Below are 23,262 nucleotides of genomic sequence, written 5' to 3'. Positions count from 1 at the left end.
CGCATGGCGACTCTCGCGTTCACCAAGGGCCACGGCACCGGCAACGACTTCGTGGTGGTGGCCGATCCCGACGGGGAGCTCGACCTCTCCGACGAGCAGATCGCCGTGCTGTGCGACCGGCACTTCGGCATCGGCGCGGACGGGCTGCTGCGTGTCGTCCGGTCCGCCGCCCTGGCTGAGGGGGCCGGGGCCGCGGCATCCGGTGCCGAGTGGTTCATGGACTACCGCAACGCCGACGGGTCGAAGGCCGAGATGTGCGGCAACGGCACGCGCGTGTTCGCCCGGTACCTCAGCGACACCGGTCTCGCCTCACTCGACGGCGGCCTGCGCATCGGCACCCGCGCAGGGGTGAAGACGCTGACGCGCAGTGACCGCGGCTTCGAGGTCGACCTGGGGGAATTCGCGATCGAGGGCGCCGAGACGCTCGTGCGCGCGAAGGGGCTGCCGGTTGCTCGCCCGGGCGTCGGGATCGATGTGGGCAACCCGCACGTCGTGGTCGCCCTGTCGTCGGATGGCGAACTCGAAGGCCTCGACCTGGCATACCAACCGGTGCTGGAGCCCGCGCCACGGCACGGGGCGAACGTCGAGTTCGTCGTGCCGGCCGACCCGCTCGTGCGCGACGGGGTCGGCGCGATCCGCCTGCGCGTCTTCGAGCGCGGAGTGGGCGAGACGCTCAGCTGCGGTACGGGCGTCGCGGCCGCGGCGCTGGCGGTGCGCCACTGGGCCGGACCCGCTGCCCCCGACTCGTGGGTCGTCGACACCCCCGGCGGAACGCTGGGCGTGCGCGTCGCCGACGGTCGGGTCTACCTGTCGGGCCCGGCGTCGCTGGTGTTCACGGGTGAGGTCGCACTCGCCTGAGGCTTCGGCCACGCGACTTCGCTTCCCCGAGGTCGCACGATCCGCGCGAAGTCACGGGGAACCGGCCGCTCGGATCGGGTGACCACGTCCGCGGCGTGTGGTCTCGGCATCCGGTCGGGGGTCTCGTACGAGCCCGCACGCGCGCCGATCAGGCGACGACGTCGATGAATTCGCTCGGGGGAGAGCCGTGCTTGCGCACCCGTAGCACGCGGAACCCGCGACCCGTGGCGGCCCGCTGCACACCGTAGCCGTCGGTGAAGGTCGCGGCGAGCCAGCGCTGCAGGGAGTCGGAACCGAGGTTGCGCTGCACGACGAACCAGCCGTCGCTGCGCTCGGACAGGCGGGGGATCCAGTGCTGCAGCATGTTGTGCAGTTCGGACTTGCCTACCCGGATGGGCGGGTTCGATCGGATCGTGCGGAACGAGACGTCGTCGGGAACATCCTCGGGGCGCACGGCGTTGATGTTGGTGAGGCCGAGGGACTCCGCGTTCCGCCTCACGAGATCGAGAGCACGCTCGTTGACGTCGACCGCCCAGATGGTCGCGTGCGGTGAGGCGAGCGCCAGCGACAGCGAGATCGGACCCCACCCGCACCCCAGGTCGAGGAAGTGCCCACCGGCGGGAGGGGGCGGGGTGTTCGCGAGAAGCACCGAGGTACCGGCATCCACGTGGTCGGGACTGAAGACGCCGCCCGCCGTGACCACCTCGAGTTCACGACCGGCCAGCGTCACGCGAAGGCGGCGGAGCTGCTCGGGACTCGACGGCGACGCGCTGAAGTAGTGCTCGCTCCCCATCACGCCAGGATATCGGACCGGCCCCTCCGGCGTCGGGACGGATAAAGTGCCAGAACACGCGGGAACACCGCGGACGAAAGGAACCCATGACCGAACAGACCACACCCCCGAGCACCGACGCGTCTCCGGTGGATCCGGTGGACCGCGTGCTCTCGCGCGCCGAAGCGCACCGCGGGGTCCGGGTCTTCGGTGCTGCCCAGGCTCTTCAGGACGCCACGACGGCGTACGGCGGCGACGCCGACGGCGATCAGTGGGACCGTGAGGAACGCGCGGCGCTGCGCCGCGTCGCCGGGCTCTCGACCGAGCTCGAGGACGTCACCGAGGTCGAGTACCGCCAGTTGCGCCTCGAGAACGTCGTTCTCGTCGGCGTGCACCCGCAGGGAGAACAGGTGGATGCCGAGAACTCCCTGCGCGAGCTGTCGGCCCTGGCCGAGACGGCCGGTGCCGTCGTCCTCGACGGCGTGCTGCAGCGGCGGCCCCACCCCGACCCCGCGACCTACGTCGGTCGGGGCAAGGCGGCGGAGCTGCGCGACATCGTCGCCGCCGTCGGCGCCGACACCGTGATCGCCGACACCGAGCTGGCTCCCAGCCAGCGGCGCGCCCTCGAAGATGTCGTCAAGGTCAAGGTGATCGACCGGACCACGGTGATCCTCGACATCTTCAGCCAGCACGCCAAGAGCCGCGAGGGCAAGGCGCAGGTCGAGCTCGCCCAGCTCGAGTACCTCCTCCCGCGCCTACGCGGATGGGGTGACTCGATGTCGCGCCAGGCCGGTGGACAGGTCGGCGCGGGCGGCGCGGGTATGGGCTCGCGCGGACCGGGTGAGACGAAGATCGAGCTCGACCGCCGCCGCATCCGCACGAAGATGGCGTTGCTGCGCAAGCAGCTGCGCGACTTCGCTCCCGCTCGCGAGGCGAAGCGCGCCGAGCGCAAGCGGCACACGATCCCCTCGGTGGCCATCGCCGGATACACCAACGCCGGTAAGTCGAGTCTGCTCAACCGCCTCACGAGCGCCGGTGTGCTCGTCGAGAACGCGTTGTTCGCGACCCTGGATGCCACGGTCCGCCGCTCCGAGACCAGTGACGGCCGCGTCTACACGCTGACCGACACGGTCGGGTTCGTGCGAAACCTCCCGCACCAGCTGGTGGAGGCGTTCCGCTCCACGCTCGAGGAGGTCGGCGATGCCGACGTCATCCTGCACGTCGTCGACGCGTCGCACCCCGACCCGGCCGCGCAGCTGATGACGGTGCGCGACGTGATGGGCGACGTCGATGCGAACTTCGGTCAGGAGATCGTCGTCTTCAATAAGGCCGATCTCGTCGGCGAAGACGATCGCCTCGTTCTGCGGGGCCTCGCGCCGAACGCGAAGTTCGTCTCGTCGCGGACGGGCGAGGGGATCGACGAGCTGCGCGCGGCGATCGAGGACGCCCTTCCGCTGCCGGCGGTCGAGGTGCAGGCGGTCGTGCCGTACGACCGCGGCGACCTCGTCTCGGCCGTGCACGAGAGCGGTCTCATCGTGGCCCAGGAGCACCGCGAGAGCGGAACCTTCCTGCACGCGCACGTGGGTGCGCGTCTCGCGGCGGAGCTCGAGGCCTTCTCGGCTTGACCGACCCCCGTACGACGGGCCCCCTCGCTTCGGTGAGGGGACCCGTCGTCGTTTCGAGGGGGTCGACATGCCTTGCGGCGGTCGGATCGGCGGACGGCGTGTGCTCAGTCGAGCTCGAGCGCGGGGATCCCCGGAGTCTCGAAGCCGAAGACCGCGCCGAGGAAGCCGAGCTCGCGTTCGAGGGAGTCGATGACCGTCTCGGACCGGCGAAACCCGTGCCCCTCGCCCTCGTACAGGACGTACGCGTGGGGCACGCCGTGAGCGGCCAGGGCGTCGCGGATCGCCTGGGCTTGCGACGGCGGGACGACGCGGTCCTCCGAGCCCTGCAGGATGAGCAGGGGGACGCGGAAGAGCTCCGGGCGCCCGAGCGGCGAACGCTCGACGTACGTCTCTTCCGCCTCGGGCAGGGGGCCGATGAGCCCGTCGAGGTAGCGGGCTTCGAAGTCGTGGGTGTCCTCCGCCAGAGCCCGGGCGTCGCCGACCCCGTAGCGCGAGATTCCGGCCGAGAACACGTCGGTGCGGGTGACGGCCGCCAGCACCGTCCAGCCGCCGGCCGATCCGCCCGCGATGGCGAGGCGCTCGGAATCGGCGAGTCCGGCTTCGGCGAGGGCGGATGCCGCGGCGGCGACGTCGTCGACGTCGACCACTCCCCACTGTCCCTTCAACCGGTCGCGGTAGTCGCGTCCGTACCCCGTGGAACCGCCGTAGTTGACGTCGAGGACCCCGATACCGCGGCTGGTGAAGAACGCCGTCTTGGCGGAGGGGGCGGGGCCGACGTGCGAGGTGGGCCCACCGTGGACCAGGACCACGTAGGGCGGGCGCTCGCCGGCGCGCGGTTCGACGTCGGGGTTGGTCGGGGCGTAGGCGAAAGCGTGCACCGGGCCGTGCGGGCCCTCGGTCGACAGGGCGTGGGCCGTCGGCATCCATTCGTCTCCCCACGAGCCGGCGCCCCCGGTGACGAGTTCGACCGCGCCGGAATCGAGGTCGACGAGCCACAGGCCCGAGCGTCCGCCCGCGTCGGACCCGGACACGAGCACGCGCGGGCCTCGAACGTCGTCGATCGCGGCGCCCGCGACCACGGGGACGTCGACCGGACGCACGCCGCTGGGCGCGATCTCGACGATCTCGTCGGCACCGTTCGTGCGGACCGCGATGACGCGGCCGTCGTCGGCGGCCCCGAACCACCGTGTACCGAGCACCCACAGACCGCCGCCCGTGTCGGCGTCGGCGGGGGCGAGGGCCTGGGCGTCCGCGTCGAGGAGGCGACGGAACAGGTTCCACCGACCGTCGGGGTCGTCGGCGTAGAGCAGCTCGTCGTCGGCGATCCAGACGGGCTGCAGCGGTGCGCGGCGCTCGCCCCCGGCGATGTCGCGGACGGACCCCGTCTCGAGGTCGGCCACGCGCAGGACGGTGGCGTCCCACGGCATGTCGGGGTGGTTCCAGGCGACCCAGGCCAGGCTGCGGCCATCGGGGGAGAGGGCGGGCTGGGCGAGGAAGTCGCTGCCCTCGGCCAGCACCTCGACGGTGCCCTCGAGAGGGATCTTCACGATCGCGCGCAGCGGGACGCGAGACGCGCCGTGGGTCTCGCGGACGGCGAGGAGGACGCCGTGCTCCCAGCGCAGACCACCGTGGCGGACGGCCTCGTCGGCGGGGGTGAGGGGCCGCGCCGTCCCGCCCGGGCGGAGGGCGTACACGCGCTGGTCGGTCTTCTCGACGTAGTACAGCTCGCCGTCGTCGGACGCCGTCCAGGCGCCGCCGCCGTATTCGTGCACGGAGGAGCGGGCGTTGGCGGGAGCGGGGAGCACCGTTTCGACCGATCCGTCGATCAGACGGCGCCTGACGGCGACGCGACCCGCCTCGTGCGGAACGGACTCGCCCCACCAGACCTCGTCGCCCACGAGTCGAGCCCCGTCGACGCGTGGTGACGCCTGCGCGACGGACTCGGGTGTGATGGGCGAGGGCCAGGAACCGTAGGGGAGGGTGTCAGCCATGACACCAGCCTAGGCAGGGCCTCCGACATCCGCCCGGGCAGGGGAGAGGCCGGATGCCACCCGTCGGCGGCATCCGGCCTCGAGGGGTCGGGATCAGACGGTGCGCAGCACCGCGACGACACGACCGAGGACCGTGGCTTCGTCGCCGAGGATCGGTTCGAACGCGCTGTTGCGGGGGAGCAGCCAGGTGTGGCCGTCGCGCCGACGGAATGTCTTGACGGTCGCCTCTCCGTCGAGCATGGCGGCGACGATCTCTCCGTTCTCCGCCGTGGCCTGAGAGCGGATGACGACCCAGTCGCCGTCGCAGATGGCCGCGTCGATCATCGAGTCGCCCGAGACCTTGAGCATGAACAGCTCGCCCTTGCCGACCAGCTGACGCGGGAGGGGGAAGATCTCCTCGACCTGCTGATCGGCGGTGATCGGCACACCCGCGGCGATGCGACCGACGAGGGGGACGAGGGCGGCATCGCCCAGGGCGGGGGCGGCATCGGCGGGGTTCTCGGCGGCGGCGCCGGGCAGGTCGATGAGCACCTCCATCGCGCGCGTCTTGCCGGGGTCGCGGCGCAGGTAGCCGCTGAGCTCGAGCTGGTTGAGCTGGTGGGTGACGCTCGAGAGCGACTTGAGTCCGACCGCGTCGCCGATCTCGCGCATGCTCGGCGGATACCCGTGCCGCGCGATCGACCGCTGGATCACCTCGAGGATCGCCAGCTGCTTGTCGCTGAGGTTCTTCCGCCGCCGGGTCTGCGGCCGCTCGCGGCCGGCGGCGGTCGTCGCGTCGGTCATCTGTGCTCCCCTCGCGCCGCGGAAACCACGGCGGATATTCGAATGTCGGAGGTTGGTGATGAGGTCTCCGTGTCGAAACCGTATCCGGTTGACGACCCGAATGACACGGAGTCTCACGCGTGTCGCGTTCGATTCGTCTCCGATACATCGGGTATTGACACCCCCACAGGTTCGAAGATAGATTCGGAATACAGATTCGCACCACCGTCCTCCCGGCCGAGGGCGGGGTGCGAATCTCTCCCCACCAAGGAGCACACCATGAGCAGCATCGCCCCCACCGCCCCGTCCACCCGCCTGCGCATCACCGCGCGCGGTCGTCGCGTCGTGGCGTTCCTCGTCTCCCTCCCGATCGTCGCCGTGCTCGCCGCCGCGATCGTCGGCGGCGGGTCCGCCCTCGCCTCCAGCGATGCCGGGGCACCCGCCGGTTCGTTCACCGAGATCACCGTCATGAGCGGCGAGACCCTGTGGTCGATCGCCGAAGACGTGGCCCCCTCCGCCGACCCGCGCGACGTGGTCGCCGAGATCACGCGTCTGAACTCCCTGCCGGGTGGCTCCGTGTCGGCCGGGCAACGCATCGCGATCCCGGCGGAGTACGCCCCCGCGGCCTGAGTCGCGCGCGCGACCCGCCGTCCCTCGACGCCTACGATGGGTGAGGTGACCGTACGCCTCGACGACCTTCCTCTTCGCGACGATCTGCGGGGTATGACCCCGTACGGAGCCCCGCAGGCCGCCCTGCCCGTGGCGCTCAACGTGAACGAGAACACGCATCCCGTGCCGTCTGAGGTGGCGGACGACATCCTGGATGCCGTGGCCCGAGCGCTGCGCGATGTCAACCGTTACCCCGACCGCGAGTTCACGGGTCTGCGCGAGGCCTTCGCCGGGTATCTCGGGCACGGCCTGAACCCGGAGCAGATCTGGGCGGCGAACGGCTCGAACGAGGTGCTCCAGCACATCCTCCAGGCGTTCGGCGGGCCCGGTCGCACGGCGATGGGCTTCGCCCCCACGTATTCGATGTACCCGATCCTCACGCGCGCCACGGGCGCCCGCTGGATTGCGGGGGAGCGCGAGCACGACTTCACCCTGACCCCCGAGTCCGCCGCCGCGCAGGTGCGCGAGCAGCGCCCCGACATCGTCTTCCTCTGCGCGCCGAACAACCCGACGGGGACGCCGCTGCGTCTCGACGTCGTCGAAGCCGTCTACGACGCGACCGACGGCATCGTGATCGTCGACGAGGCGTACGAGGAATTCGCCCCGCGCGACGAGCCGTCCGCGGTCTCGCTCCTGCCCGACCGCCCGCGTCTGGTCGTCTCGCGAACCATGAGCAAGGCTTTCGCTTTCGCCGGAGCGCGCGTCGGCTACCTCGCCGCGGACCCCGCGCTCGTCGACGCGCTCCGCCTGGTGCGCCTGCCGTACCACCTGAGCGCCCTCACCCAGGCTGCCGCGACGGCCGCTCTGGGCCACGCCGAGACCATGCTCTCGATGGTCGACGAGATCGTCGCGCAGCGCGACCGGATCTCCGCCACCGTGTCGGCGCTCGGCTACACCGCCCACGAGTCGTGGACGAACTTCGTCCTCTTCGGGGGCGTCGACGACCCGGCCGCCACCTGGAAGGCGCTGTACGACCGGGGCGTGCTCATCCGCGACGTCGGCATCGCCCACCACCTCCGCGTGACGGCGGGGACGGCCGACGAGACCACCGCCTTCCTCGACGCCCTCGCCTCGGTAGGATCGCGATCATGACCGGCCCCGCCTCGCCCCGCACCGCTTCGATCACGCGCGAGACGAGCGAGTCCCGCGTCGAGCTCGAACTCGACCTCGACGGTCGCGGTGCCAGCGACATCTCCACGAGCGTGCCGTTCTTCGACCACATGCTCACCGCGTTCGCCAAGCACTCGCTGACCGACCTGCGTGTGCGCTCCACGGGCGACACCCACATCGACGCCCACCACACGGTCGAGGACACCTCGATCGTCCTCGGCCAGGCCATCCGCCAGGCGCTCGGCGACAAGTCCGGCATCGCCCGCTACGGCGACGCCCTGGTGCCGCTCGACGAGGCGCTCGCCCAGGCCGTGATCGACATCAGCGGCCGCCCGTACCTCGTGCACACCGGCGAGCCGGTCGGCTTCGAGCACCACCTCATCGGCGGACACTTCACCGGCTCTCTCGTGCGTCACTCGTTCGAGGCGATCTCGATCCACGCCGGGCTGACGGTGCACGTCCGCGTCCTGGGCGGGCGCGACCCGCACCACATCGCCGAGGCCGAGTACAAGGCTCTGGCGCGCGCCTTCCGCCAGGCGAAGGCTCTCGATCCCCTCGTGGACGGCATCCCGAGCACCAAGGGCGCGCTGTGACGAACAAACCCGTCGTCGCCGTCTTCGACTACGGCTCCGGCAACGTCCACTCGGCCGTCAAGGCGCTGATCGAGGCGGGTGCCGATGCGCGGCTCACGGCGGACCGTTCGCTTCTGCTCGAGGCCGACGGCCTGCTCGTCCCCGGCGTGGGGGCGTTCGGTGCGGTGATGGGCTCTCTGAACGACAGCCGCGGCGGCGAGATCATCGACCGTCGTCTGGCGGGCGGTCGACCGGTGCTGGGCATCTGCGTGGGCATGCAGGTCATGTTCGAGCGCGGCATCGAGCGCGGTGCCGACACCCCGGGTCTGGGGGAGTGGCCCGGAACCGTCGCCGAGCTCCAGGCACCGGTGCTCCCGCACATGGGCTGGAACACCGTCACGGTGGGGGAGAACTCCCGCCTCTTCGACGGCATCGAGAACGAGCGGTTCTACTTCGTCCACTCCTACGGGGCACAGGACTGGTCGCTCGAGGTCACGCCTCCGTTCCCGCAGCCGTCCGTGACGTGGTGCACCTACGGGGCGCCCTTCATCGCCGCGGTCGAGAACGGGCCCCTCGCGGCCACCCAGTTCCACCCCGAGAAGTCGGGCGAAGCCGGCATCCGCTTGCTGTCCAATTGGATCGACGGGCTGCGCACGACTACTGTGTGACCTCGTGCCCCGGCTCGGCGAGATGCGCCGAAGGGTGCGAGGAGCCATGAACGATTTCGCGTCCACGCCCGAACTTGTGCTGCTTCCCGCGGTCGACGTCGCCGACGGCAAGGCCGTCCGTCTGACCCAGGGTGAGGCCGGTACCGAGACCAGCTACGGCGACCCGGTCGACGCCGCGGCGGACTTCGCCCGTCAGGGCGCGCAGTGGATCCACCTCGTGGACCTCGACGCCGCCTTCGGGCGCGGTAGCAACGCGAACGTGATGCGCAAGGTCATCAAGCAGGTCAAGGGTGTGCAGGTCGAGCTGTCGGGCGGCATCCGCGACGACCGCTCGCTCGAGGCGGCCCTCGAGAGCGGCGCGAGCCGCATCAACCTCGGCACCGCGGCGCTCGAGAACCCCGAGTGGGCCGCCGACGTCATCAACCGCTACGGCGAGGCGATCGCGGTCGGTCTCGACGTGCGCGGAACGACCCTCGCCGCCCGTGGGTGGACGCGCGACGGCGGTGACCTCTGGACCGTCCTCGAGCGCCTCGAGGACGCCGGCTGCAGCCGCTACGTCGTCACCGACGTCACCAAGGACGGCACGCTCCGCGGCCCCAACATCGAGCTGCTGCGCGAGATGACGCAGCGCACCCCCAAGCCGATCGTCGCCTCGGGCGGCGTGTCGAGCCTCGACGACATCGCGGCTCTGCGCGACCTCGTGCCCCTCGGCGTCGAGGGAGCCATCGTCGGCAAGGCGCTCTACGCGGGCCAGTTCACCCTGGCCGAGGCACTGGATGTCGCCGGACACTGACGGATCTCACGACCACGCTCACGGGGCGCACGCGGATTCCGCGGGCGTTCCGTGGGAGGGCCGCAGCTTCCAGGCGAACCCGCACTCGGGTGACGACGGTTCGGCCGATCCCGCGCTGCTGGCCGCCCTCCTGGCGTTCCGTGCCGGCGAGGGCGATGCCCGCGCCGTCGTCGACGCGTACCGCGAGGCCCGGCTGCTGATCCCGCTCGTCGCCGAGAAGGGTGACCACGGCGTCGGAGCGCACGGCCTCGAGGTCGACAAGACCCAGGAGCTCTCGATCGTGACGGTCGCCGCTCCCGACGGCCGCAAGGTGCTGCCGGTCTTCACCTCGGTGACGGCCCTTCAGACGTGGGATGCCACGGCCCGCCCGGTCCCCGCCGACGGGCGCCGCACGGCGCTGGCGGCGGCGTCGGAGGACACCGAGCTCATCGTCATCGACCCCGCCTCCGAGACGGAGTTCGTGCTGCGCCGGCCGGCCGTGTGGGCGATCGCCCAGGGCGAGCCGTGGGAGCCCGCGCACACGTCTCCCGCGATCTTCACCGGCCTGCAGGAGAGCATCTCGGGTGAACTCGCCGTGCTGGACCTCGCCGTCGAGTCGGGCGATCCCACCGGGCGTCTGCGCGGCCCCGAGCTCGTGGTGCACCTGCAGCTCATGTCGGGCCTCGAGCAGGAGGAGCTGGATGCCACGCTGGCGCGCCTGGCCCGCCGCTGGTCGGCGGACGACCGCATCGCCGTCCTCGTCGACTCGCTGACGGTCAAGCTCCACCGCAGCTCCGAGGCCTGACCCCGTCGCCGTCACCAGAACAGGACGGCGCGTCGAGAACAGGCCATTCCGCCCGCCCGAGGCCTGTTCTCGTGCCGTCCCCTGTTCTCAAGACGGGTAGGGGCCCCGCTCCATACCCCGCGGGTGTCACCGAAGAGGCGGCCTGCGGCACAGGACGAAGGGGTGCCCCTTTCCGAGTCGATCGGGGTAGGGGCCCCGCTCTCGACTCGGAAAGGGGCACCCCGTAGTCCGGTACCCCAGCCACGCCGACTTACGTGACGGGACCCGTCCACTTCTCCCCAGGCCCCTTCCCAATCGGATCCTGGATGGTCGACGCCTCCCGGAACGCGAGCTGGAGCGAGCGCAGGCCGTCGCGCAGCGACCGCGCGTGCATGTCGCTGATCTCGGGGGCTCCGGCGGTGATGAGACCGGCGAGGGCGTTGATGAGCTTGCGCGCTTCGTCGAGGTCGAGCTGCTGGCCCGGGTCGTCGGCGAGTCCGGTCTTGACGGCGGCCGCGCTCATGAGGTGCACGGCGGCCGTGGTGATGACCTCGACGGCGGGCACGTCGGCGATGTCGCGGGTGGCGGAGGACGCGGCGCGCTCCTGTTCCTCCCAGCGCGCGAGACGCTCGTCTTCTGCTCCGTGGCGGTGCGCGGCCTGGTCGTCGGCGGGCTGGTCGGAGGGGATCGTGTCCACGTGAATCTCTCTGCTAGACTATGGCGGGCTTCGGAGTGTTTCGCTCCGTACGAAAGAGGATCACATCCCACCCGCGCTTGCCGCTCCAGGCTACCGGGTTCCCGCACTCCGCTCCGTTTCGCACGGGGTAGCCAGGGTGCAGAAGCCGGTGCCGAAAGCACTGTGCCGGGTGGCGTGTCTCTCCTCTTCGCCCGCGATTCCGATGGATCGCGGCGGCCACCACCCGTACGAAAGAGGAGTTCCGCATCAGCGATCCCCGCACCAACGAGCGCATCCGAGTCCCGGAGGTCCGTCTCGTCGGACCCAACGGCGAGCAGGTCGGCATCGTCCGAATCGAAGCTGCGCTGCGCCTGGCCCAGGAAGCGGACCTCGACCTGGTCGAGGTTGCGCCGAGCTCGAAGCCGCCCGTGGTCAAGATCATGGATTACGGCAAGTTCAAGTACGAGGCCGCGCAGAAGGCCAAAGAGACGCGTCGTAACCAGGCGAACACCGTCCTCAAAGAGGTCCGGTTCCGTCTGAAGATCGAGGCGCACGATTACATCACCAAGCTCAAGCGCGCCGAGGGCTTCCTCCAGGCCGGCGACAAGGTGAAGGCCATGATCCTGTTCCGCGGTCGCGAGCAGTCGCGTCCCGAGCAGGGCGTGCGTCTGCTCCGCAAGTTCGCCGAGGACGTCGCCGAGTTCGGCACCGTCGAGTCGAACCCCACGATCGACGGTCGCAACATGGTGATGGTGGTCGCCCCTCACAAGAACAAGTCCGAGGTCAAGACCGAGCAGAACGCGCAGCGCACGGCGAACCGCGAGGCCGCCCGCAGTGCCGCTCGAGGCGACTCGGCACCCAAAGACGAAGCTGCCTCGGCTCCCGCCGAGTAAAGCTCCCCGACTCCCGCTCCGTCGGGAACCCCAACGAAGGAAGACAGATGCCGAAGCAGAAGACCCACTCGGGCGCCAAGAAGCGCTTCAAGCTCACCGGTAGCGGCAAGCTCATGAAGCAGCAGGCCGGCATGCGCCACAACCTCGAGGGCAAGGCCTCCAAGCGCACCCGTCGCCTCAACCAGGAGCAGGTCCTGGCCAAGGGTGACTCCAAGGTCGCCAAGAAGCTCCTCGGCCTCTGAGCGCCGACGCACGTTAGGAAGAATGAGAAATGGCTAGAGTCAAGCGGGCAGTAAACGCCCACAAGAAGCGTCGCGTCATCCTGGAGCGCGCCTCCGGTTACCGCGGTCAGCGTTCGCGCCTGTACCGCAAGGCCAAGGAGCAGGTCACCCACTCCCTGGTCTACGCGTACCGTGACCGTCGCAAGCGCAAGGGCGACTTCCGTCGTCTGTGGATCCAGCGCATCAACGCCGCGTCGCGCGCGAACGGCATGACCTACAACCGCTTCATCCAGGGCCTCGGCCTCGCGGGTGTGCAGGTCGACCGTCGCATGCTCGCCGAGCTCGCCGTGAACGAGCCCGCCGTGTTCGCGTCGCTCGTCGCGACCGCGAAGGCTGCGCTGCCGACCGACGTCAACGCCGCGAAGACCGCGTAAGACACGTCTTTCCCGAAACGGGCGTCCTCTCCGGAGGGCGCCCGTTTCGTCGTTCCCGCGGACTGTTCCCGCGGGTCGTCGCGCGGCGTCCGGGGAGCATTCCCTGCGCGTCATACACTGAGGACGTGCTCGAGAACCCCCGATCGCCGCGGGTGCGCGCCGTGGCGAAGCTCAGCAAGCGCGCTGCCCGCCAGGAGACCGGCCTGTTCCTGCTCGAGGGCCCGCAGGCCGCTCGAGAGGCGCTCGCGTGGGCGCCGGAGACCGTTCTCGAGGTCTACGCGACGGCGGCCGCGCTCGAGAAGCACACCGACGTGCGCGACGCCGCGGAGCGCGCGGGCGTCGATCTGCAGGTCACCACCGAAGCGGTTCTGGATGCCATGGCCGACACGGTCACGCCCCAGGGGATCGTCGCGGTCGCGCGACAGGCACCCACGGCGCTCAAAGACATCCTGGCGGGGGAGCCGCGCCTCATCGCGATCTGCGAGGAGGTGCGCGACCCCGGCAACCTCGGCACCATCATCCGAGCGGCGGATGCCGCGGGAGCCGACGCGGTGATCCTCACCGGCCGCACCGTCGACCCCTACAATCCCAAGGTCGTCCGCTCCACGACCGGTTCGCTGTTCCACCTCCCCGTCGCCGTCGATCTCGAGCTGCCCGACGTGGTCGCCCGGGCGCACGAGGCGGGGCTGCGCATCGTTGCGGCCGATGTCGAGGGCACCGACTTCCTGGCATCCCGCGATCTTCTCTCCGAGCCCACGGCGTGGCTGTTCGGCAACGAGGCCCGCGGGCTGGACGAGGCCGCGCTCGGTCAGGCCGATCTCGCGTTGCGCCTGCCGATCTACGGTCGGGCGGAGTCCCTCAACCTCGCGACGGCGGCGAGCGTCTGCCTGTACGAAACCGCTTTCGCCCAGCGCGCGCGCTGACACCGGCTGTTACAGATCGGTTAAGGCGTGCGCCGGAATGTGGTCGGGCGCCCAGCATCCTCATAGGGTTGAGGACATGGCATCCGTTCCCCCGAAGACCGAGCCCCTGGTCGTCGTCAGCGACGTCCAGAAGCACTATGGACAGTTCCAGGCTCTGAAAGACATCGACCTCACCGTCGACCGTGGCGAGGTCGTCGTGGTCATCGGTCCGTCGGGTTCCGGCAAGTCGACGCTGTGCCGCACCATCAACCGTCTCGAGACCATCACGAGCGGGTCCATCACCATCGACGGCAAGGAGCTTCCCAAAGAGGGGAAGGGCCTGGCCGAACTGCGTGCCGACGTCGGCATGGTGTTCCAGTCGTTCAACCTCTTCGCGCACCTGACGATCCTCGAGAACGTCACGCTCGGGCCCATCAAGGTCCGGAAGATGAAGAAGGCGGATGCCGAGAAAGAGGCGCGCGCGCTCCTCGATCGCGTGGGCGTCGGGCACCAGGCCGACAAGCTCCCGGCACAGCTCTCGGGTGGGCAGCAGCAGCGTGTGGCCATCGCCCGCGCCCTCGCCATGAAGCCCAAGGTCATGCTGTTCGACGAGCCGACCTCGGCGCTCGACCCCGAGATGATCAACGAGGTCCTCGACGTCATGGTCGGTCTCGCCAAGGACGGCATGACGATGATCGTGGTCACCCACGAGATGGGCTTCGCGCGCAAGGCCGCGAACCGCGTGGTCTTCATGGCCGACGGGCAGATCGTCGAGCAGGCGACGCCCGAGCAGTTCTTCACGCAGCCCGAATCCGACCGCGCCAAGGACTTCCTCTCGAAGCTCATCACGCACTGACGCACGACCCTGACGGCGACGAACGAGGAGGTTCCTTGCCGAGACGACAGCATCGCCCTTCCCCCGGCGACGCTCGCGCGCGCCGTCACCACCGACCCCTACCCGCACAGCACACGTAACCAAGGAGACATCACATGCGTAAACCTCGTTTTCTCGCCGGCGCGAGCATCCTCGCCGCCGGCCTGCTCGCCCTGACGGCCTGCAACAGCGGCACCCCCGGTTCGACCGAACCCGGCGCCGGCGGCGCGGCGAGCGACGAGCCCGTCTACGGCGCGGTCGCGACCGACGTCACCCTCGAGGGCAGCCCCACCTTCGACAAGATCACCTCGGCCGGCAAGATCGTCGTCGGTGTCAAGGAAGACCAGCCCGGCCTCGGCTACCTCGACCCCGTGACGGGCGAGCGCAAGGGCTTCGATGTCGACGTCGCGCGCTGGATCGCCGCGTCGCTGGGCTACGACCCGGCCGACACCGCGAAGGTCGAGTACAAGGCCATCGCGTCGGCCAACCGCGAGCAGGCCCTCATCAACGGTGACATCGACTACTACGTCGGCACCTACTCGATCACCGACAAGCGCAAGGACCAGATCTCCTTCGCCGGACCCTACTTCCTGACCGGTCAGGGCCTGCTCGTCGCGGCCGACAACGACACCATCACCGGCAAGGACTCGCTCACGGCCGAGACCACCGTGTGCTCGGTGACCGGCTCGACCCCGATCCAGCGCATCCGCGAGCAGACTCCCGCGCAGGTCGTGGAGTTCGACACTTACTCGCAGTGCGTCGAGAAGCTCAAGAACGGCGAGGTCGACGCGGTTACGACCGACGAGGCCATCCTCCTCGGTTACGCCGCACAGGACCCCGACAACCTCAAGATCGCGGGTGAGCCCTTCAGCGAGGAGCGCTACGGCGTCGGCATCGCCAAGGGCGACACCGTCTTCCAGGAGTTCGTGAACACGATGTTCACCGACGGCGGCTCCACGTGGGAGGCCATCTTCGAGAAGAACCTCGGCGCCTCGGGCGTCAAGGGCGAGCAGCCGGCGGTCGACCCCGTCAGCTGACCCCTCGGGGCGGGTGGCGCCGCACGCGCCGCCCGCCCCACCCGACGAGTACGACGAGAAAGAACGGACAGCGTACGGTGAACCAGATCTTCGACTACCCCGATCTGTGGGCGCAGGCCCTCTGGGGGACGGTCGTGCTCTTCGTGGGCGGCGGCCTGATCGCGCTCGTGCTCGGCTTCATCGTCGCGGCCATGCGCGTGTCGCCGGTGCCCATCGCCCGAGGCGTCGGCGCGGTGTACGTGAACTGGATCCGCAACACCCCGCTCACGCTGGTGCTGTTCTTCTTCGCGTTCTGCGTCCCGCTGCTGGTCGACGTGCCGCGCGGCAGCTTCCTCGCTCTGGCCGTGTGCGGCCTCGGCGTCTACACGGCGACCTACGTTGCCGAGACCATCCGCGCCGGTATCAACACGGTCCCGGTCGGGCAGGCCGAAGCCGCTCGCGCGCTCGGACTCGGTTTCGGGCAGGTGATGTCGCTCATCGTGCTGCCTCAGGCCACCCGCTCGGTCATCCCGCCGATGATGAGCGTGTTCATCGCCCTGCTCAAGAACACCACGGTGGCCGCTGGATTCTCGGTGGTCAACCTCGGCAACATCCGCGCGACCATGAGCGAGAACGGCGAGAACCAGCTCGTCACGATCCTGCTCGTGATGGTCGTGTTCGTCATCCTCGTGCTGCTGCTGGCCGCCCTGCAGAACGCCGCCGAGAAGAAGTGGAAGGTCGCCCGATGAGCTCCTCCGTCCTGTACGACGTTCCGGGCCCGCGCGCGCAACTGCGCAACCGCATCATCGGCGTCGCGACCCTGCTGCTCGTCGCCGCCGTGATCGGCTTCGTGATCTGGCGCTTCATCGACACCGGGCAGTTCTCCGCCGCCAAGTGGAACGTCTTCACCTACACCGCCATCTGGGAGCGCTTCGGTCAGGCGACCCTCGCGACGCTCGCGGCCTTCGCCGTCGCCGCGGTCGGCGCCCTCGTGCTGGGGTTCGTGCTCGCGATCGGCCGTCTGTCGGATCACCGGTGGGTGCGACTCCCGGTCGGATGGATCGTCGAAATCCTCCGCGCCGTTCCCGTGCTCGTCTTCATGCTGCTGCTGTACTACGGCCTGCCGGTCATCGACATCAAGATGTCGTCGTACTGGGCCGTCGTGATCGCGCTCGTGCTCTACAACGGCTCCGTGCTGTCCGAGGTCATCCGCGCCGGTGTGGAGGCGCTTCCTCGCGGTCAAAGCGAGGCGGGCTACGCCGTGGGTCTGCGCAAGTCGGGCGTCATGCGTCTGATCCTGCTCCCGCAGGCCATCCGCGCGATGCTCCCCGTGATCATCGCCCAGCTCGTGGTGACCCTGAAGGACACCGCGCTCGGCTTCATCATCACCTACCCCGAACTGCTGTACTTCGCTCGTCTGCTCGGATCGAACGGCGAGTACGGCTCGCCGCTCGTCCCCGCCGCGCTCATCGCCAGCGTGATCTACGTCGCGATGTGCCTCGCCCTGTCGTTCGCCGCTCATCGCGTCGAGGTGGGCCTGCGCAGGTCGCCCAAGGCGGGAGCCGTCGCTCCCGCGGAGCCCGCGGGCCAGACGGGCACCGACACCGAGCTCATCGTCGCCCAGCGCGGTCTCGGCAAGCACGACTCGCACGGCCTGTGAGCGACCGACGGGCGGGGCAGTGTCCCCGCCCGTCGGTAGACTCTCATCTCGTGTCCGACGCACCCGAGATCACCCCCGAGGCCGTCGCCTCCGCGGTCGATGAGGCTCTTGCCGCCATCGCCGCCGCCGCGACCACGGCCGAGTTGAAGTCCGCCCGTTCCGCGCACACGGGGGAGCAGTCCTCCCTCGCCCAGCTGAACGCCCAGATGCGCCACGTCGCCCCCGAGCACAAAGCCTCCTTCGGCAAGCTCGTCGGGCAGGCCCGCGGTCAGGTGAACCAGGCGCTCGCGGCCCGCGAGCGCGAGCTGGCCGAGGCCGAGACCGCCGCGCAGCTCGAGGCCGAGCGCATCGACGTCACGGCGCTGCCGCAGCGCGCGCGCATCGGGGCACGGCATCCCATCTCCCTTCTCCAGGAGCAGGTGTCGGACATCTTCGTCGGCATGGGCTGGGAGATCGCGGAGGGCCCCGAGCTCGAGCACGAGTGGTTCAACTTCGACGCGCTCAACTTCGACGTCGACCACCCCGCGCGCCAGATGCAGGACACCTTCTTCGTCGACCCGGTCGCCCGACACCTCGTCCTGCGCACGCACACCAGCCCGGTTCAGGTGCGGTCGATGCTCGAGCGCGATCTGCCGATCTACGTGCTCTGCCCCGGCCGGGTCTACCGCACCGACGAGTTCGATGCGACGCACCTGCCGGTGTTCACGCAGTTCGAAGGTCTCGTGATCGACAAGAACATCACGATGGCCCACCTCAAGGGCACCCTCGACCACGCCGCGCGCGTGCTCTTCGGGCCCGAGGCCAAGACGCGCTTCCGCGCCAACTTCTTCCCCTTCACCGAGCCGAGCGCCGAGCTCGACCTGTGGCATCCCACGTTCAAGGGCGGGGCGCGCTGGATCGAGTGGGGCGGCTGCGGAATGGTGAACCCCAACGTGCTGCGGGCCGCGGGCATCGACCCCGAGGAGTACTCGGGCTTCGCCTTCGGCATGGGCATCGAGCGCACGCTCATGTTCCGCAGCGACGTGCAAGACATGCGCGACATGGCCGAGGGCGATGTCCGCTTCAGCGAGCAGTTCGGAATGGTGGTCTGATGCGCGTCCCGCTCTCCTGGTTGCGCGAGTACGTCGACGTGCCCGCCGAGGCCACGCCCGAAGACGTCCTCGCCGCGCTGGTGTCGGTCGGCTTCGAAGAAGAGGACGTGCACGGCTTCCAGCTGTCCGGCCCCATCGTGGTCGGCGAGGTGAAGGAGTTCACCCCCGAGCCCCAGTCCAACGGCAAGACCATCCGGTGGTGCCAGGTCGACGTCGGGGCCGAGAACGGGGGAGTGCGCGGCATCGTCTGCGGTGCGGGCAACTTCTTCGAGGGCGACAAGGTCGTGGTGACCCTCCCCGGTGCGGTGTTGCCCGGCCCCTTCCCCATCGCGGCTCGCAAGACCTACGGTCACGTGTCGGACGGCATGATCGCCTCGGCGCAGGAGCTGGGCCTCGGCGACGAGCACAACGGCATCCTGCGCCTGGTCGAACTCGGGCTCGACGCGCCGGTGGGAACCGACGCGATCGCCCTGCTCGGCCTCGACGACGTCGCCGTCGAGATCAACGTCACGCCCGACCGCGGGTACGCGCTGTCGATGCGCGGCGTGGCGCGCGAGTACTCGCACGCCACCGGAGCGGCGTTCCGTGATCCCGCGGAGCGGGCCTGGGACGAGGTCGAGCCGGGGCAGGGGTTCCCCGTCGCCGTCGACGATCAGGCACCCATCCGCGGACGCGTCGGTGCGACGGAGTTCGTCGCGCGCATCGTGCGCGGCGTCGATCCGACCAAGCCCACGCCGGCGTGGATGATCGCGCGGCTCACGCTCGCCGGCATCCGTTCGCTCGGCGTGCTCATCGACATCACCAACTACGTGATGCTCGAGCTCGGTGAGCCGATCCACGGGTACGACCTCGATCGCCTGCAGGGCGGGATCACCGTCCGCCGCGCGCGGTCGGGGGAGACGCTCGAGACGCTCGACGGCAAGGTGCGCACCCTCGACCCCGAAGACCTGCTCATCACCGATGACTCGGGTCCGATCGGTCTGGCCGGCGTCATGGGCGGCGGCACCACCGAGATGACCGGGGCCACGCGCAACGTGCTCATCGAAGCGGCGATCTTCGACACCGTGTCGATCGCCCGCACCGCCCGTCGTCACAAGCTGCCCTCCGAAGCCTCACGGCGCTTCGAGCGCGGGGTCGACCCGGCGATTCCCTTCGTCGCGGCTCGTCGCGTCGCCGACCTCATGGTCGAGTACGCGGGTGGCCAGCTCGACACCGCCGTCGGCGGAGCGCTTCTGACGGGCTACGGCGTCGACGGGATCGAGCTGCCCGACGGATTCATCCCCGGGCTGATCGGTGTCGACTACTCCGACGACGAGATCGTGGCTTCGCTCGAGACGATCGGATGCCGTGTCGAGACGCAGGGAGAGGCCCGCGTGGTCATCCCTCCGTCGTGGCGCCCCGACCTCACCGACAAGTGGACGCTCGCCGAAGAGGTGGCCCGCATCGGCGGGTACGACCGCATCCCGTCGATCCTGCCGACGCCTCCTTCGGGTCGCGGCCTCACCGCTGCTCAGCAGGGACGCCGCCGCGTCGCGAACGCTCTCGCCTCGGCGGGCTTCGTCGAAACGCCTTCGTTCCCCTTCACCACCGAAGAGCAGAACGCCCTGCACGGTTCGCCCTCCGGCGACCCGCTGCCGAGCGTCAAGCTCGCGAACCCGCTCGACGGCCTTGCGCCGTTCCTGCGCCGCTCGCTCGTACCGGCGCTGCTGCAGGTGGCGCACCGCAACGTCTCGCGCGGAATCACCGATCTCGCCCTGTTCGAGGCCGGCACGGTGTTCCTTCCCAAGCCCGGCGTGCAGTACGGCACCCCGTCGGTGCCGCCGCTCGCCGTGCGTCCGGATGCCGCCACCCTCACGGCCCTCGACGCGTCGATCCCGCCGCAGCGTCGTCACGTCGCGGTGCTCCTGACCGGGAACACGGTCGCGAAGCAGCCCGGCCAGCCCGCGATCGCCGCGGACCTCGCCGACGCCGTCGACGCCGTGCGGGTGCTCACAGCCGCCGCGGGTCTCGACATCGAGCTCGTCCAGGCGCAGCGGGCGGCTCTGCACCCGGGCCGCACCGCTCGCGTGCTCGCCGCGGGGACCGACGTCGGCTACGTCGGCGAGCTGTTGCCCGCGGTCGCCGCGGCCGCAGATCTGCCCGGGCGCGTGCTCGTCGCAGAGCTCGACCTCGACGCGATGATCGAGCTGGCGCAGGCGCGCGTGGTCGCGGCATCCCTCTCCGGCTTCCCCGCCGCGACGCAGGACGTGTCGTTGACGGTCCCGGCCGGCGTCGCCGCCGGCGCCGTGCGCGCCGCGCTGCTCGAGGGTGGTGCTCCTCTGCTCGAGGGCGCGCGTCTCGTCGACGACTATCGGGGGCCGGGACTGGCCGAGGGCACGAAGAGCCTCACCTTCGCGCTGCGCTTCCGCGCCGGTGACCGCACGCTGACGGCCGCCGAGGCGACGGAGGCGAAGCTCGCCGGCGTCGCCGTGGCCGCCGAGCGATTCGGAGCGGCTATCCGCGACTGACCCTCGCGAACGACCTGGAGCGCCGCCCGGCTCACGCCGCGCGGCGCTCCGGCGTTTTCACCGCGGGCTTGGCGAAGCGCGCCCGGACGACGGAGGCGCGAGCCCGGGCCCGCGCCACGGCGGAGCGCGCGAACGCCTCCACCCGCGCCCAGGAGGCGTCGCGTACGAGCAGCAGATCGAGCGCGATCATCGCGAGCGAGAAGGGCCACAGCCCGAGGAGCAGCCCGATGCCGACGTGCGTGAGGGCGAGCCCCGCGACGGCGACATAGCGGGACGGCTTCCACAGCAGCGCGAGGGGGAAGGTGAGCTGCACGACCACGGCGAACCACGTGCCGGCCATGATGAACGGTGCGAACTGCCACGCCGCCTCGCTGAGCGCGGGCAGGACCTGGAACTCCCGCAGCGAGAGCGCGTAGTAGAGCGCGGTGCCCGACAACCACTCCTCGCCCTGGAGCTTCAGCAGCGACGCCACGAGATACACGAGCAGGATCTGGTAGCAGCAGAGGATCAGCGCGGTGTTGTGCAAGAGAGGCGAGAGCCAGGAGGGCATACGGCGACGGATGCCGTCGAGCCGACCGACGCGATCACCTCGACGCCGTCGGCGCCAGGCGTCCACCGAGAAGTGGCGGCTGAGATCGGCGAAGAGCGCGAAGACGAGGATGATGCGCATGAGCGTATCGCCGCCGTTGGTCAGCAGCGTGCTGTTGGTCGACAGGCCCACCCAGAACAGCAGCAGGACGGGCGTGACCAGACGCGTGCGGTAGCCGACGAGGAAGAGGACGACGAGGGCGATGAGAGTGAAGTACGCCACGTCGAAGAGGACAGGGTCGGTCTTCGAGAAGATCAGGCGGAACGGCTCCCACCACCCTGCCCGACGCGCCTCGGGCTCCACCCACCAGGACCCTGCTCCCCAGAGGTAGTGACGGTCGGCGTAGCTCGGCAGCAGAATGAGCAGCATCGCGACGGCGAAGATGATGCGCAGCATCGAGAAGCCGATCGTCGCGTGCTCGGCGGAGGTCAGCCACTGCTGGAAGGAGATCCACGAACGGGTGGGGGAGACGCGCGCCGGCCATCCTGCGCGTCGCGCGGCGGGAGCGGTCACGGCAACTCCTGGGCGTCGTAGCGGGATTGCACGTCGGCGAAGATGCCGCGGACGCTGTCGTCGTCGGGCTGTTCCGCCTGGCGCCAGCCGAAGGTGAGTTCCGTCGTCTCGTACTGACGGGCCTCGTCGAGACGGTGGTCGAAATCGTTCGGGCGATCCGTCTGAACCCGCCAGCGGACGCGCTCGATCGGTTCGCCGAAGAACGCATCGGCGTAGACCGTCGAGAAGCGCGTCAGCATGTAGTCGTAGCGCACGAAGCGGACCACGGCGTCGGAGTCGTCCCCGAGCCCGTCGAAGTCGGCGAGGAGGTCGGCATCCGAAATCGCGGCGAAGCCGTCGTCGGTCTGCTCGATGAACGTGTCGCGAGCGCGTTCCTGCTGGGCGTCGGTGAGATCCCAGTACCGGTCGAGGTAGTCGCCGAGCGCGTTCTGGCTGTTCTTCGAGATCCGCGACGGGGCGGGCGAGCCGCTGACCGCATCGAGTTCGGTCCCGGTCACGTCGACCCATTCGCTTTTGACGAGGTCTTCGCTGTCGTCTCGCCACTGGGCCTGTATCTGCAGGGACCGGTTGACGCGGAGGATGTCAGGAGCGAACACGTCCCACCGTTGCGAGAAGTACGGTGCGAAGGCGTCGCTCACCGCAGCGCGGGCGGGAGAAGGAGGCCCGGTGAAGGTCGCGCTGACGAAGACGTAGCCTCCGATCACCGCGACGGCGGCGACCGCGGCGATGGTCGGGGCGAGCCCGGCGCGCGGCGTCGGACGCACCGCGGGGGCCGGCCGCGTGCGGCGGCCGGCCCCTTTCTTCTGTGCGGTCATCTGCGCAGCTCGGAGCCCGTGTCGGGTCCGGTGTTGCGGCCGGGCGCGAACGCCCGTCGAACGTGCGCCGAGTCATAGCCGGCGAAGGCCGCGGCCTGAGCGCGCTCGCGACGCGTCATCGGGAGCGCATCGGCGGGCGATACGGCGGCCGTCTCGGTCACCGGGGTGGTGGTGCCTCGACGTCGGAACGACATCAGCGCGAGCCCGGCGAGCAGGAGGGCACCCGCGATCAGCGAGAACGAAGCCGCGCTGGCACCGGAGTCGGAACCCGTCACGGCGAGCTGCGAGCCCATCTCCGGCGCGGCCGGTGCGGCCGGTGCCGTTGCGGTCGTCACGGAGACGACAGCAGGCTGGGGCGTGTCGGTCGTCGTGTGGCCGTCGGTGTGTCCGTCGGTTTTGCCGTCGGTGTGGCCGTCGGTGTGTCCGTCGGTTTTGCCGTCGGTGTGGCCGTCGGTGTGTCCGTCGGTTTTGCCGTCGGTGTGGCCGTC

At 70.1% G+C, this 23,262-nt stretch carries 25 protein-coding genes; 18 read left to right on the top strand and 7 right to left on the bottom strand.

All coding sequences use genetic code 11. The annotated features are described in order from the left end of the window. Window positions 1-3 precede the first annotated feature (3 nt). Window positions 4-858, top strand: coding sequence for a diaminopimelate epimerase (gene dapF, locus F9B98_RS01175; RefSeq protein WP_150951718.1), 855 nt, complete (start codon window positions 4-6; stop codon window positions 856-858). Between the two features lie 148 nt (window positions 859-1,006). On the opposite strand, the gene F9B98_RS01170 is transcribed toward dapF, so the two are convergent. Continuing rightward, entirely contained in the window at window positions 1,007-1,651 is a 645-nt protein-coding gene (locus tag F9B98_RS01170) for a class I SAM-dependent methyltransferase (RefSeq protein ID WP_150951714.1), read from the bottom strand. An 86-nt stretch (window positions 1,652-1,737) separates the two neighbouring features. Here F9B98_RS01170 and hflX point away from each other — a divergent pair, with 86 nt between their 5' ends. Continuing rightward, entirely contained in the window at window positions 1,738-3,255 is a 1,518-nt protein-coding gene (gene hflX / locus F9B98_RS01165) for a GTPase HflX (protein ID WP_150951711.1), read from the top strand. 104 nt (window positions 3,256-3,359) lie between these two features. Here the strand turns inward: hflX and F9B98_RS01160 are convergent, their stop codons facing one another. Together F9B98_RS01160 and lexA are read right to left on the bottom strand one after the other, a co-directional pair. After that, window positions 3,360-5,246, bottom strand: a complete 1,887-nt coding sequence (locus F9B98_RS01160; RefSeq protein WP_150951708.1) for a prolyl oligopeptidase family serine peptidase — start codon at window positions 5,244-5,246, stop codon at window positions 3,360-3,362. 93 nt (window positions 5,247-5,339) lie between these two features. Next, entirely contained in the window at window positions 5,340-6,029 is a 690-nt protein-coding gene (gene lexA, locus F9B98_RS01155) for a transcriptional repressor LexA (protein WP_150951705.1), read from the bottom strand. Between the two features lie 258 nt (window positions 6,030-6,287). Here lexA and F9B98_RS01150 point away from each other — a divergent pair, with 258 nt between their 5' ends. Genes F9B98_RS01150 through F9B98_RS01125 form a run of 6 tightly spaced genes read left to right on the top strand, consistent with a single transcriptional unit; the run spans window position 6,288 to window position 10,604 of the window. Beyond that, window positions 6,288-6,638, top strand: coding sequence for a LysM peptidoglycan-binding domain-containing protein (locus F9B98_RS01150; protein WP_150951703.1), 351 nt, complete (start codon window positions 6,288-6,290; stop codon window positions 6,636-6,638). A 36-nt stretch (window positions 6,639-6,674) separates the two neighbouring features. After that, entirely contained in the window at window positions 6,675-7,769 is a 1,095-nt protein-coding gene (locus F9B98_RS01145; protein WP_150951701.1) for a histidinol-phosphate transaminase, read from the top strand. Continuing rightward, window positions 7,766-8,380: an imidazoleglycerol-phosphate dehydratase HisB gene (gene hisB / locus F9B98_RS01140; RefSeq protein WP_150951699.1), complete on the top strand. Its 615-nt coding sequence runs from the start codon at window positions 7,766-7,768 to the stop codon at window positions 8,378-8,380. The genes F9B98_RS01145 and hisB overlap by 4 nt, the downstream gene beginning before the upstream one ends. Further along, window positions 8,377-9,027, top strand: coding sequence for an imidazole glycerol phosphate synthase subunit HisH (gene hisH, locus F9B98_RS01135; protein ID WP_150951697.1), 651 nt, complete (start codon window positions 8,377-8,379; stop codon window positions 9,025-9,027). The genes hisB and hisH overlap by 4 nt, the downstream gene beginning before the upstream one ends. A gap of 46 nt (window positions 9,028-9,073) precedes the next feature. Next, window positions 9,074-9,820, top strand: coding sequence for a bifunctional 1-(5-phosphoribosyl)-5-((5-phosphoribosylamino)methylideneamino)imidazole-4-carboxamide isomerase/phosphoribosylanthranilate isomerase PriA (priA, locus tag F9B98_RS01130; protein ID WP_150951695.1), 747 nt, complete (start codon window positions 9,074-9,076; stop codon window positions 9,818-9,820). Next, complete coding sequence (locus tag F9B98_RS01125; RefSeq protein WP_150951693.1) at window positions 9,804-10,604, top strand: SseB family protein; 801 nt, start codon at window positions 9,804-9,806, stop codon at window positions 10,602-10,604. Before priA ends, F9B98_RS01125 begins: the two co-directional genes overlap by 17 nt. A 250-nt stretch (window positions 10,605-10,854) precedes the next feature. Here F9B98_RS01125 and F9B98_RS01120 read toward each other — a convergent pair whose 3' ends face one another. Beyond that, complete coding sequence (locus F9B98_RS01120; RefSeq protein WP_371861588.1) at window positions 10,855-11,280, bottom strand: DUF1844 domain-containing protein; 426 nt, start codon at window positions 11,278-11,280, stop codon at window positions 10,855-10,857. 245 nt (window positions 11,281-11,525) lie between these two features. Here F9B98_RS01120 and infC point away from each other — a divergent pair, with 245 nt between their 5' ends. The 10 genes from infC to pheT all read left to right on the top strand — a co-directional run bounded on the left by infC (window position 11,526) and on the right by pheT (window position 20,857). Further along, window positions 11,526-12,152, top strand: a complete 627-nt coding sequence (gene infC / locus F9B98_RS01115) for a translation initiation factor IF-3 (protein WP_412177032.1) — start codon at window positions 11,526-11,528, stop codon at window positions 12,150-12,152. 47 nt (window positions 12,153-12,199) lie between these two features. After that, complete coding sequence (gene rpmI / locus F9B98_RS01110) at window positions 12,200-12,394, top strand: 50S ribosomal protein L35 (RefSeq protein ID WP_013583375.1); 195 nt, start codon at window positions 12,200-12,202, stop codon at window positions 12,392-12,394. A 29-nt stretch (window positions 12,395-12,423) separates the two neighbouring features. After that, window positions 12,424-12,807: a 50S ribosomal protein L20 gene (gene rplT, locus F9B98_RS01105; RefSeq protein ID WP_056227445.1), complete on the top strand. Its 384-nt coding sequence runs from the start codon at window positions 12,424-12,426 to the stop codon at window positions 12,805-12,807. Between the two features lie 125 nt (window positions 12,808-12,932). Further along, the gene (locus F9B98_RS01100) at window positions 12,933-13,730 is read left to right on the top strand and encodes a TrmH family RNA methyltransferase (protein WP_150951689.1); all 798 of its coding nucleotides are present in this window, start codon (window positions 12,933-12,935) and stop codon (window positions 13,728-13,730) included. A gap of 76 nt (window positions 13,731-13,806) precedes the next feature. Next, window positions 13,807-14,565 (top strand): amino acid ABC transporter ATP-binding protein, encoded by a 759-nt coding sequence (locus F9B98_RS01095; RefSeq protein ID WP_150951687.1) that lies wholly within the window; start codon window positions 13,807-13,809, stop codon window positions 14,563-14,565. Window positions 14,566-14,699: 134 nt separating this feature from the next. Beyond that, window positions 14,700-15,620 carry a glutamate ABC transporter substrate-binding protein gene (locus F9B98_RS01090; protein WP_150951685.1) on the top strand — a complete coding sequence of 307 codons (921 nt, stop codon included), beginning with the start codon at window positions 14,700-14,702 and terminating at the stop codon, window positions 15,618-15,620. 77 nt (window positions 15,621-15,697) lie between these two features. Further along, entirely contained in the window at window positions 15,698-16,348 is a 651-nt protein-coding gene (locus F9B98_RS01085) for an amino acid ABC transporter permease (protein ID WP_150951683.1), read from the top strand. Continuing rightward, entirely contained in the window at window positions 16,345-17,259 is a 915-nt protein-coding gene (locus F9B98_RS01080; protein ID WP_150951681.1) for an amino acid ABC transporter permease, read from the top strand. The genes F9B98_RS01085 and F9B98_RS01080 overlap by 4 nt, the downstream gene beginning before the upstream one ends. 50 nt (window positions 17,260-17,309) lie before the next feature. Further along, complete coding sequence (gene pheS / locus F9B98_RS01075; protein WP_150951679.1) at window positions 17,310-18,350, top strand: phenylalanine--tRNA ligase subunit alpha; 1,041 nt, start codon at window positions 17,310-17,312, stop codon at window positions 18,348-18,350. Continuing rightward, on the top strand, window positions 18,350-20,857 hold the full coding sequence (gene pheT / locus F9B98_RS01070) for a phenylalanine--tRNA ligase subunit beta (protein ID WP_150951677.1): 2,508 nt from the start codon (window positions 18,350-18,352) through the stop codon (window positions 20,855-20,857). Before pheS ends, pheT begins: the two co-directional genes overlap by 1 nt. Window positions 20,858-20,888: 31 nt before the next feature. Here pheT and F9B98_RS01065 read toward each other — a convergent pair whose 3' ends face one another. From F9B98_RS01065 to F9B98_RS15805, 3 genes are all read right to left on the bottom strand, one after another. Continuing rightward, window positions 20,889-21,959: an HTTM domain-containing protein gene (locus F9B98_RS01065; protein ID WP_191966613.1), complete on the bottom strand. Its 1,071-nt coding sequence runs from the start codon at window positions 21,957-21,959 to the stop codon at window positions 20,889-20,891. After that, window positions 21,956-22,774, bottom strand: coding sequence for a DUF5819 family protein (locus F9B98_RS15810; RefSeq protein ID WP_191966612.1), 819 nt, complete (start codon window positions 22,772-22,774; stop codon window positions 21,956-21,958). Before F9B98_RS15810 ends, F9B98_RS01065 begins: the two co-directional genes overlap by 4 nt. After that, the coding region (locus F9B98_RS15805; protein WP_225310181.1) for a hypothetical protein at window positions 22,771-23,262 on the bottom strand (492 nt) is incomplete at its 5' end. The genes F9B98_RS15810 and F9B98_RS15805, both read right to left, overlap by 4 nt.

The organism is Microbacterium testaceum StLB037, assembly GCF_008763945.1.
Taxonomy (GTDB): Bacteria; Actinomycetota; Actinomycetes; order Actinomycetales; family Microbacteriaceae; genus Microbacterium; species Microbacterium testaceum_G.
The sequence above is the reverse complement of the archived record's forward strand: the minus strand, read 5'-3'. Positions and strand labels throughout refer to the sequence as shown.